Annotated in this window: 6 protein-coding genes; all 6 read right to left on the reverse strand. The window is 49.6% G+C overall.

The window, feature by feature from the left end; genetic code table 11:
- Window positions 1–50 precede the first annotated feature (50 nt).
- The 6 genes from KDK15_RS05025 to KDK15_RS05050 all read right to left on the reverse strand — a co-directional run bounded on the left by KDK15_RS05025 (window position 51) and on the right by KDK15_RS05050 (window position 7280).
- Window positions 51–1358: an OmpP1/FadL family transporter gene (locus KDK15_RS05025; protein WP_257294271.1), complete on the reverse strand. Its 1308-nt coding sequence runs from the start codon at window positions 1356–1358 to the stop codon at window positions 51–53.
- 151 nt (window positions 1359–1509) lie between these two features.
- Window positions 1510–4176: an aminopeptidase N gene (gene pepN / locus KDK15_RS05030; protein ID WP_373691340.1), complete on the reverse strand. Its 2667-nt coding sequence runs from the start codon at window positions 4174–4176 to the stop codon at window positions 1510–1512.
- 74 nt (window positions 4177–4250) lie between these two features.
- Entirely contained in the window at window positions 4251–5132 is an 882-nt protein-coding gene (locus KDK15_RS05035) for a DUF2797 domain-containing protein (protein WP_373691341.1), read from the reverse strand.
- A gap of 75 nt (window positions 5133–5207) precedes the next feature.
- Window positions 5208–5477 carry a YeaC family protein gene (locus KDK15_RS05040; RefSeq protein ID WP_257294273.1) on the reverse strand — a complete coding sequence of 90 codons (270 nt, stop codon included), beginning with the start codon at window positions 5475–5477 and terminating at the stop codon, window positions 5208–5210.
- A gap of 15 nt (window positions 5478–5492) precedes the next feature.
- Complete coding sequence (locus KDK15_RS05045) at window positions 5493–6374, reverse strand: rhomboid family intramembrane serine protease (RefSeq protein ID WP_257294274.1); 882 nt, start codon at window positions 6372–6374, stop codon at window positions 5493–5495.
- Window positions 6375–6395: 21 nt separating this feature from the next.
- Entirely contained in the window at window positions 6396–7280 is an 885-nt protein-coding gene (locus KDK15_RS05050; RefSeq protein WP_257294275.1) for an NAD(+) kinase, read from the reverse strand.
- Between the last annotated feature and the right edge of the window lie 302 nt (window positions 7281–7582).

Below are 7582 nucleotides of genomic sequence, written 5' to 3' on the forward strand. Positions count from 1 at the left end.
CAAAAGCCTGCGAAGTCAGAAAGAAGCCTCGCCTGATAAGGCGGGGAGTGTCACAAGCGCTTGGTTACCGATGCGCTGAATACATGGGCGGTGTTGTTGTATTCGCCTTTCAAATTAAAGGTGTTGCCCGGAGTTCCATCATCATTATAATTCCCTTCATTGATTGTCACCTTTGAAGCGAACATATAGCCGTAGGCTGCATCAACGGTCCAGTCATTACCCAGTTCATACTTGGCTCCAACGGTTACCCAGTTACGATCACCATCAGGAATACGGGCTGTTCGATAGGCATCCTGAACCGGAGTCTGGTCAAGGGCATAGCCTGCTTTCAGAGTCAGCTGATCGCTGTACTTGTAACTTCCACCCAACGCAAACGCCCAGGAGTCTTTCCAATTTTCCTGAACATAAGTGATAACTCCTGGAACAGGCGAAGCTCTTTGGGGGTAGGAAACCGGGCCAGATCCTTCATCAGAACTAACGACAAGCTTGTCAAACTGACTCCATCGAGTCCACGTTGCTCCAGCCATTACCTTCCAGCGATCATCAATCTGGTGAGTTAAGCTGAAATCCAGGGTTTCAGGCAAGGTTATGTCCAGCTTGGCTTTCTCAGTTGCACTGCCTCCAAACGATGTCCAGATAGAACCAGTACCAGTAGCATCACCTTTTAGTTTCAGTTTGATACTGGAGCGATAGCTTATACCGAGAGATGTTGACTCTTGTGGCTGCCAAATTGCGCCAATATTCCAGCCGTAAGCCCAATCATCACCTTTGATCACAACATTATCATTCGGTGCTTGAGGGTTAACAAAGCGGCTAAGCTCTCCTTCTCCATAGGTAGCAAAAACACCTAAACCCAAAGAAAGCTGATCAGAAAACTTATAGGCGACTGTTGGCTGGAAATTAACGATAGTAACTTGAGTTTCATCGGCAAGAAATCGCCCAGCCCAGTCATCATCATAGTCTGTAGAAGAACCAAATGGCGCATATACACCGAAACCAAAAGAAAGTTGATCATCTACGGGCATTGAAAAGTAGCCAAATGGGATCAGAGAAGTATTTAGGAACTCATCATTAGTACTACTGCTATAAGGGTTTCCACCAACATAGCCTGTTCCTTTAAAATCACCTTTTGGCACAACCACACCGCCACCCAAAGTCACCTGCCGCTCTTTCAGCAGCACAATACCCGCAGGGTTAGCCGCCATGATAGAAGCATCTTCCGCATTGGAGCCCCGACCCGCATAAGCAGTACCTGCAGCAGCCGCTGAAGATTCATTCAGGGCAAAGCCTGCAGCACCAGCCTGCATGGCCAGTGTCAAAGTCGACAGGGCAAAGAGGGATTGATTGATTTTTTTCATTAGTACTTCCCTTCAGGCACATCTGGAGGTGCATTTTTATTGTTTTGTGAAAACTGCGTGTATTAACGTCAGCGGATGTTAAAACATTTGTTTCAATTTGAAAAGTAATACACCGGCTCCTTTTTCAAGAAGCCGACTTATAAAGAGAAGATCAGAGGCTTTTGGTGACTACTTCAAAAACATCAGAAGACAGACCCGGTGTTGCTTTAATTCTCTCCAATGCCTTACGCATACGAGCACGGCAGCCAGGCTCAAATTTACGCCAGCGGGTTAACGGAGTCATCAGCCGTGAGGCAATCTGCGGGTTCTTCTTATCAAGATCCAGTAACTGATCCGTCAGGAACTCATACCCCAGACCATCCACGCGGTGAAACTGCTTCATGTTTCCGGCAAATCCACCCAGCACAGATCGCAGTTTATTCGGACTGGTGGCATCAAAGATGTCATGCTGCATCAGCTTGAGAATATGCTCCAGGGTTCCCAGTGATGGGCTGGAGGCCTGTACCGACAGCCACTGGTCCATCACATTGGTATCATCCTGATACCGTTCCAGGAAATCAGCCAGCACTTCCTCAATAAGCTCCCGATCCTGACAGCCAGCATTGATGGTACTGGCCAGTGCCGCAAAACGATCCGTCATATTGGACGCACCGTGATACTGCTGCTCCGCCAACGCCAACATGCCTTTATCATTCAGACTGGTCAGATAGGACAGACTGATATTTTTCAGTGTGCGCTCAGCAATATCTTTCGCTTCAGGTCGGTAAGGCTTACTGATGCTTAAAGAGCGCCACAGAGTTTCAAGTGATTCACGGTGAGCAGACGCAATCGCATTCTTGACGGTCAAGCGTGCCTGATGAATAAACTGCGGGTAAACCTCAATAGCCTGTTCAGCCATGGACGCTTCCGATGGCAGTGACAGCATTTCCGCTTTCACCGCCAGATCCAGCGACTCATCACTGATAATCGTACCAAACGCCTTGATCAGGCTTTCATCAGGACGGCTCTCCCTGCCCTGCTCCAGGGCAGCCACCATTTCATCAATAACACCACTGGCCAGGCGCTGACTGGCATCCCAACGGTTAAAGTGATCGCTGTCATTTTCCATCAGGAACAGCAGGTCATCACGGGAGTAGTCATACTTGACCCGCACCGGCGCAGAGAACCCTCTCAATATAGAAGGCAGTGGACGCTCTTCTATATTGTCAAAGGTGAATACCTCTTTTTTCTGTTTTACATCCAATACCTGATCGGTGTCGTCGGCTTTATTGAGAGGCAGATCATCACCTTCCCCGTCCAGCAGGCCGATACGCACCGGAATATGGAACGGCAGCTTTTCCTTCTGCCCCGGTGTTGCAGGACAGGATTGCTCAATAATCAGCCGGTACTGCTTTTTCTCTTCATGGTATTCATCGCTGACCATCAGCACCGGTGTACCAGCCTGGCTGTACCAGCGGCGGAACTGGCCAAGGTCACGACCGGAAGCATCTTCCATGGCTTTGACAAAATCCTCACAGGTCACGGCCTGACCATCATGACGCTCAAAGTAAAGATCCGACCCTTTACGGAAATTCTCCGGCCCGAGAATGCCATGGATCATCCGTACGACTTCGGCTCCTTTTTCATAAACAGTGACGGTGTAGAAATTAGAAATCTCAATAAACGACTCAGGTCTTACCGGATGCGCCATTGGCCCTGCATCTTCGGCAAACTGGGCGGTACGGAGAATGTTGACATCCTCAATTCTTTTTACTCCCCGGGAGTTCATATCCGCGGAAAATTCCGAATCCCGGAACACGGTAAAGCCTTCTTTCAGACTGAGCTGAAACCAATCCCGGCAGGTAACCCGATTACCGGACCAGTTATGGAAATATTCGTGGGCAACAATCGCTTCAACCCGCTGGAAGCGTGCGTCTGTCGCCGTTTCCGGACTGGCCAGCACACAGGCTGAATTAAAGATATTCAGCCCCTTGTTTTCCATGGCACCCATATTGAAATGATCAACGGCGACGATCATGAAAATATCCAGATCGTATTCGCGACCATAGACCTTTTCATCCCACTTCATGGATTTCTTCAGAGAGGTCATGGCATGATCGCACTGGTCAATATTGTGCGCTTCCGTAAACAGCCTCAGCGTCACCTCACGGCCGCTCATGGTGGTGAAGTGATCTTCCACATACTGCAAATCGCCCGCGACCAGGGCAAAGAGGTAGCTCGGCTTTTTGAAGGGGTCTTCCCAGGTAACAAAGTGCCTGCCATCGTCCAGCTCACCGCGCTCAATGTCATTACCGTTGGAGAGGAGTACCGGATAAGCCGTCTTGTCGGCGGTAATTCGAGTGATAAACCGGGACATCACATCGGGACGGTCCAGGTAGTAGGTAATCTTGCGAAAACCTTCTGCCTCGCACTGGGTACAGAACATACCATTGGATTTATAGAGCCCTTCCAGCGAGGTGTTTTCCTGAGGCTTGATCCGGCAGACGGTTTTTAAAGTAAAATCTTCTGTGGGTGAGGCAATCCTGAGAAAGCCACCCTCTTCCCTGAAGTCCAAAAATGGCTGGTCATCAACCTCAACAGAGACCAGTTCAAGGTCATCCCCCACCAGCACCAGCTCAGGAAAGAGTTTTTCTGAAGCGTTTTTTGCAGCGCTGGCTGACGGATTATCAAGGTTACGACGAATACTCAGCACTGAGGTAACCATTGTGTGGTCTTCAAATAGATCAAAGGTCAGGTTGGTCTGATCAATCCAGTAGTCAGGTGCCTGATAATCTTTCAGGTAAATCGCTTTTGGTTGCGAGTCTTTCATATTGTTCATCCTGTTGTCTTTTTCATAAGCGTTTTTTACAAGCGTTTTTACTAACTGTCCCACAAGAGGGTTTGGCTCTTTGATTAATTAACAGCCACGCTCACCTGATAGGCGGTATGTTTACGAATATTGACCACACCATTATCAAAAATCAGGTACTGTCCTTTAATACCCAATAGCGTGCCTTCAATCAACGGTTCCTTGTCAAAGGATCGGGACGTCACTTTGACAGGGTATTCAATAACGGGATAACCAATATTCAGTACGGTAGACGGATCTGTATCGACAGACTTTACACCAGCCAGGGGTTGTATCGCCTGAATGCCAAATTGCTCCTGCAATGCAGTAATCCGACTACCGTTCATATCCAACAGTTCCCGGGCGGTATCCTGCAGGTCCAGAGGGTCAGCGGGTCCCTTCAGCATAGCTCGCCAGTTGGTCCGGTCATTGATAAATTCCTTGAAAATCGTTTCCAGCAGCCCCGATTGCTGACGGGTCGCCACGCGGATAAATGGCATGGCCTGGGTGGCACCCTGGTCAATCCAGCGGGTTGGAATCTGGGTTGCCCGGGTAATGCCAACTTTCAAGCCGGATGAGTTGGCCAGATAGACGACATGATCTGTCATACAGAATGTTTCTCCCCAGGCTGGATCACGACAGGTACCCTGATCATAATGGCATTTTTCCGGACTCATGATGCAGCTGTCACACTGGGGCAGCTTTTTAAAACAGGGATAGCAGAACCCCTGGTTAAAACTCTTTTTGGTTTTCCGGCCACAGTGGCAGCAATGAATTTCCCCCTGGTATTGCATGGACAACTTATGTCCCAGCAGGTCATTCAATGGCAGCAATTGATCGCCAACGGGCAGTTGGTAGGTAACCTGGCTCTGGCTGCTGTCTTCAGCCCCGGTCAGCAGGTCTGAATACATTTTGCTGAGCGATCCGGTGATGGTACTTTCGGACACAGTTGTACTCTTGTGTAGGGTAAGAACTGCCCTGTTATCAACCAACAGAGCAACATCATTATGAATAGAGAATGTTCAGTTCCTGAAACGAAGAATGGTTGCATCCTCAGCAGAGCCATCTTCTTCTGAAGATGTGCCACTGGATTTACATTTGGCGGGCATATAGCCAACCCGTTCTGACTCTGGCAGGTGTTCGTGTTCATAAACAATCACCGCCTGCAGACTGACATCCCGCTCTTCTTCCGTCATGGCCCGTCCATCAGGCCACTTACCCAGTTCAAGCGCCAACTTCAATGCCTGATGGATAGCAGGCGTCATCTTCTCCAGAAAAGCATCTAACTGCATGGTATCGAATCCTTTTCAATCCTTTTCTTGAAAGCGTCTTTGTTTAAACAGCAAACCAGCAATGGCACCCAACAGACAACCTGCCACAAGGCCTCCGGTATGAGCTGCATTGGCCATATTACCAAAACCAATACTGCCCAGAATGCCGGTATAGCCTACCACCAGCCAGGTCAGCATAAAGCCGTAGTAAACCGGCGGGAGTCCAAACTGCCAGTTCCGGTCCACCTTTTCCCGCGTCATGCAATACCCCATCAGGCCGTACACCACACCGGAAAAGCCACCAAAAATAGTATCATCCCCAGCCCAGAAATACTGGGCAACATTGGAAATCACGGCAGTAAATACGATGATGGCCAGTAGATGAATCGCCCCCTGACCAGTCTCCAGCCGACTGCCAAAAATATACAGAGCCAGCATATTAAACGCCAGATGGGTCAGGCCAAAGTGAAGCAAGATCGGACTGATCAGACGCCAGTATTGCCCCTGATCGAGCCCCATGGCGAAACTGCCAAAGTAGAGATAACCATTGGCCACCTCGAAAGGAATAAAGGAGAACCAGGCTATTACCTGCCAGTTGGCACCAGCACGGGTGATCAGCGCTACCACCATACAGGCCACCATAAACAGCAAGGTGACCGGTATTCTCTGCCAGGGAATGCTCTTCAGCAAACCACCCGCATTCATACCTCGCCCGGGGGGCGCTGCCTGCACTTTTAAATCACCGGACTGCCACTGCTGGTAAAGGCTGGCGACAATAAGTGACTTTTCCTCATTCTCAGTCCAGACCACCTGTTTGCCTGACTCTTCTGTGACCTTATGGGGAATACCCCGGACATACAGAAAGTGGGATAGGTCGCTCAGGTCGATGTCTCCGGGGAGTTCCAATGCCCTATGCATAACGTGAAAAAAGTCCTTAAATTAACAGCGCTCTTCCTGATAGTTCCAACGCAACTTGGAACGACAGGACTCATAAAAATTATGGTTCAGAGGGTGCAGCAGCTTTAAACGCTGAGACTTCTTATGAATCGTGATTTCATCACCCGGTGCCGAGGTGATATGAATCTGCCCATCACAGCTGATCTGCGGCGATATGGTGTTTTCCTGTCGAATCACCAGTTTCAGCTCGCTATCCCCATCCACCACCAGGGGACGGTTGGTTAACATATGGGGGTACATGGGCACCAGAACAATGGCATCCAGCCTGGGGTGCATAATGGGACCACCGCCGGACAGCGCGTAAGCGGTTGAACCGGTTGGCGTGGCAATAATCAATCCGTCCGCCCGCTGTTTATAGACGAACTGCCCATCGATATAAAGTTCGAATTCAATAATCCGGGTCGACTTACCGGGATGCAGTACCACATCATTCAATGCATCCCCCTGACCAATAATCTTACCCTGGCGGCGAACCCGGGCTTCGAGAAGAAAACGACTCTCGGCCAGGTAACGACCCTCAAGCACTTCCGCCAGCTGGTCATCCAACTCATCCGGGGAGATATCGGTCAAAAAACCCAGGCGCCCGCGGTTAATACCGATCACTGGAATATCATAAAGCGCCAGTGTTCGGGCAGCGCCCAGCATGCTCCCATCCCCACCCACAACGATCACCAGGTCACACTGCTGCCCCATTTGCTCACGACTGATCATGGTAAAGGAGTGATCTGGCAGCAGACCGTCCAGCTGTTCGTCCATAACTACGGTCACCCCCCGCTTCTGCAGAAAGTCTGCCAGATGCCTTAGAGTATCCTCCACCTGAATACGCCCCTGGCGGCCGGTTACTCCGACAATTTTGAAGTGTTCCATAAACTCAGTGATGTCGCCTTAGAATGTGAGTTAGTATACGTTAGCCATGAACAGATTTTTACATCAAAGCATACATCATACTCTACAACAGGCGGTCGTTCAGTTAGCCAGAGTCGAAGATATCATTGATTGCTATGAAGCGTTACTTAAGCTGCTGTTTTATAACCTGTGTAACATACGTCTTGAAGCATTCCCGTTTGCCATTTTCCAGTGCCACGTAGAGTCCGGAAATACCATCGCCGGAGGCCGCCATCAGCAGGTTTTGTTTGACCTCATCGCTGAAGGGACTGGCCATGACCAGA

Origin of the sequence: Endozoicomonas sp. YOMI1 (genome assembly GCF_024606345.1) — a bacterium.
In the GTDB taxonomy this organism is placed as follows: domain Bacteria; phylum Pseudomonadota; class Gammaproteobacteria; order Pseudomonadales; family Endozoicomonadaceae; genus Endozoicomonas.

Excerpts from the sequence above, each read along its gene's own strand:
- KDK15_RS05025 (WP_257294271.1), bottom strand. The coding sequence starts at position 1,358 with ATGAAAAAAATCAATCAATCCCTCTTTGCCCTGTCGACTTTGACACTG.
- pepN (WP_373691340.1), bottom strand. The coding sequence starts at position 4,176 with ATGAACAATATGAAAGACTCGCAACCAAAAGCGATTTACCTGAAAGAT.
- KDK15_RS05040 (WP_257294273.1), bottom strand. The coding sequence starts at position 5,477 with ATGCAGTTAGATGCTTTTCTGGAGAAGATGACGCCTGCTATCCATCAG.
- KDK15_RS05045 (WP_257294274.1), bottom strand. The coding sequence starts at position 6,374 with ATGCATAGGGCATTGGAACTCCCCGGAGACATCGACCTGAGCGACCTA.
- KDK15_RS05050 (WP_257294275.1), bottom strand. The coding sequence starts at position 7,280 with ATGGAACACTTCAAAATTGTCGGAGTAACCGGCCGCCAGGGGCGTATT.